The organism is Synechococcus sp. WC101 (genome assembly GCF_047461555.1).
Classification (GTDB): domain Bacteria; phylum Cyanobacteriota; class Cyanobacteriia; order Thermostichales; family Thermostichaceae; genus Thermostichus.
On sequence record NZ_JANSHG010000230.1, the window covers coordinates 1 to 2742 of the forward strand.

Annotated in this window: 2 protein-coding genes and 1 pseudogene; 2 read left to right on the top strand and 1 reads right to left on the bottom strand. The window is 57.3% G+C overall.

Translation table 11 applies throughout. The features are described from left to right. Positions 1-128 precede the first annotated feature (128 nt). Positions 129-628 (bottom strand): annotated as a pseudogene (locus tag NW809_RS11795) (ARPP-1 family domain-containing protein). Between the two features lie 186 nt (positions 629-814). Between NW809_RS11795 and cfa the strand changes: the two are divergent. Together cfa and NW809_RS11805 are read left to right on the top strand one after the other, a co-directional pair. After that, complete coding sequence (gene cfa, locus NW809_RS11800) at positions 815-1990, top strand: cyclopropane fatty acyl phospholipid synthase (protein WP_414402219.1); 1176 nt, start codon at positions 815-817, stop codon at positions 1988-1990. A 77-nt stretch (positions 1991-2067) separates the two neighbouring features. After that, complete coding sequence (locus NW809_RS11805) at positions 2068-2544, top strand: SufE family protein (protein WP_228375339.1); 477 nt, start codon at positions 2068-2070, stop codon at positions 2542-2544. Positions 2545-2742 lie beyond the last annotated feature (198 nt).

Sequence of the window (2742 nt, forward strand, 5' to 3'; positions counted from 1 at the left end):
TGCCGCCAACCTGCTTAAGAAAGTCAGCAGAACCTTGGGGCTTTGCCTTCAGGAACTGTCTAGAGGCGCTTTGACAAAGCCTTTGCGACGACCGTGTAAGAATCCCCCGCCTTTAGACGGTGGGAGTGTCAAACTTCAGAGAACGGGTTGGTGGGGGAGCTGACCCTGAGAAAGTTTTGGATAGCAGCAACGGCTTGCCACACTCTTCCCTGGTCTGAGCGGTAACCAGCTTTATTTTTGAGCGACTGATAAACTCCTCTTTTTAGCTCGTAGCACAAGCTGCTGGGAACAAGGCATTGGCATCCTCCATTTGGTGGGAGCGGAAGTGGCGCCTGAAAGCTTCCACACAAGAAGCCAGAATCGTGATCTTGCTTTTTGGCTTGTTCAAAACAGCGGTGTTCAAGATGCGGTTCTGTTTAGCCCCGACTAGCTCCTGCCCTTCCACCAAAAGCAAGAGAAAACCGCTGTAGTTTTCCACAACTAGATACGGCACAACGCCGTTCTGATTGATTTCACTAATCGTTGCTTCCTGAGCTCCATGATCTGGAAGGCGATAGGCAGCCTCTCTCTGTATCCTCTGGAGAAAACAGCGGGAAAATCTGAAAGCCGCCCTACTGAATAGCACCACCAACTTGCAGTGTTGGCAGGTTCAGTTTGAGCATCGATTTCTCCTTTGGGCTTGCTAGCACTATCTCTTCAACTTCCTCCAGAGCTGCAGTGGTTGGCATTAACAACAGAAGCTGGGGAGCCGAGAAGAAGCAATGGCTTGAGCCGCTGCCGAGTAACAAACTGGAGAGACCGCATTTTACAATACATGTTGCGATTAGCCCTCAGCAGGGGGTTCCTGGAAGTGGAAAAAAGCCTTAGCATCTGGCATCGGCTGGCCCGCCGATATGGGCTTAGGCTCTTGAGTGCTGCCGATATAGCCGTCAATGGCTCGCGGCCCTGGGATCTGCAAATCCACGACGAGCGGCTCTACCTGCGCTGCCTGCTCTATGGATCCCTGGGCTTTGGCGAGGCCTACATGGAGGGCTGGTGGGATTGCGAGGCTATTGACGAGCTGGTTTGTCGTCTCCTGACGGCCCAGGTGCCGCAGCGGGTGGGTTGGCTCATTCAGCCTCTAGTGGCTTTGGACAGTTACTTTGTCAACCGCCAGCGGGGCAAGGGGGCATTCGTGGTTGGCCAGCGCCACTACGACCTCGGCAACGACCTCTACGAAGCCATGCTGGATCGCCGCCTGATCTATAGCTGTGCCTACTGGGATGGGGGGGCGCAGACCCTGGACGAGGCCCAGGAAGCCAAGCTGGACCTCATTGCCCGCAAGCTGGATCTGCAGCCCGGCATGCGCGTGCTCGACATTGGCTGCGGTTGGGGCGGCACGGCTCAGTACCTGGCCGAACGCTACGGCGTGCAGGTGGTGGGCATTACCGTCTCCCAAGAACAGGCCAAGCTGGCTAGCGAACGCTGCCAGGGCCTGCCGGTGGAGATTCGGCTGGAAGACTATCGCCAGACGCAGGGAAAGTTTGATCGGATCCTTTCTGTGGGCATGTTTGAGCATGTGGGCTACCGCAACTACCGAACATTTATGCAGGTAGCCCGTCGCCTCCTCAAAGACGATGGCTTGTTTCTTCTCCACACCATCGGCGCCAACGTTGCCTACCAGGGTCGGGATCCGTGGATTGAACGCTACATTTTCCCCAACTCGATGCTGCCCTCGCCTCGTCTGATAACAGCGGCTTTTGAGGGTCTGTTTGTACTGGAAGACTGGCACAACTTTGGGATCAACTACGTGGCCACCCTAAAAGCTTGGCACGCCAATTTTGAGCGGGCATGGCCACAACTGGCCGGCCGCTACGGCGAGCGCTTTCGCCGCCTGTGGCGGCTTTATTTGCTGATGAGCGCCGGCAGCTTCAAGGCCCGTGCCAGCCAGCTTTGGCAACTGGTCCTCTCGCCCAGGGGAGTAAGGGACGGCTATCGCTCGGTGCGGTAGCGAAGACAACCCTTCCCTCTTTGGCTTTTCCGACCTACCCCCGCGCGCAGTAGGCGCTCTCGGCGAGGGTGTTATGATTGATTATCATTCTCATTCAGGCCAGTGGGTTGATGCCCGAAGCTCTGCGGCAGATTGTAGGTCGCTTTCAAAAGGCCAGAACCTCCCGTCAGAAGTACGAATTGCTTCTGGCCTATGCCAAGCGCCTGCCCCCTTTCCCCGAGTCGCAGCGAACAGAGGAGAATCTGGTGCGGGGTTGTGCCTCGCGGGTGTGGCTGGCCACCGAGCTAAAAGACGGCAAGGTCTACATCCAAGGGGATGCCGATGCCCAGTTGGTCAAGGGCTTGGTGGCTGTTTTGGCGGAGGGGTTGAGCGGTCTGCGCCCAGAGGAGATCCTGGAGGTTTCCCTAGAGTTTGTGCGGGAGATGGGCCTCAACTTTAGCCTTAGCCCTTCCCGCAGCAATGGCCTGGTGAGCATGTTTTCGCTGCTGCAGCAGCGGGCCTTGGCTTTTCAGAAGTCAGGCGCTTCCGGCTCTGCTGTCTCTGTCGTCTTGTGAGGTACTAAGGCTCATGGCTGATAAAGCTAACTCTCTGCGTTCGGCTCGACCTGTGCGGTCACTGGTCTCGCTGGTGGCCGCCCTCTCGGTCGGGATCCTGGGCGGCTTGCAGATGCGCCAAGAAGAGTCCCAGGCGCAGCAGGGATCCGACCCCCCGAAGGTGGTGACCACCATCCTGCCGATGACGCAATTTACCCG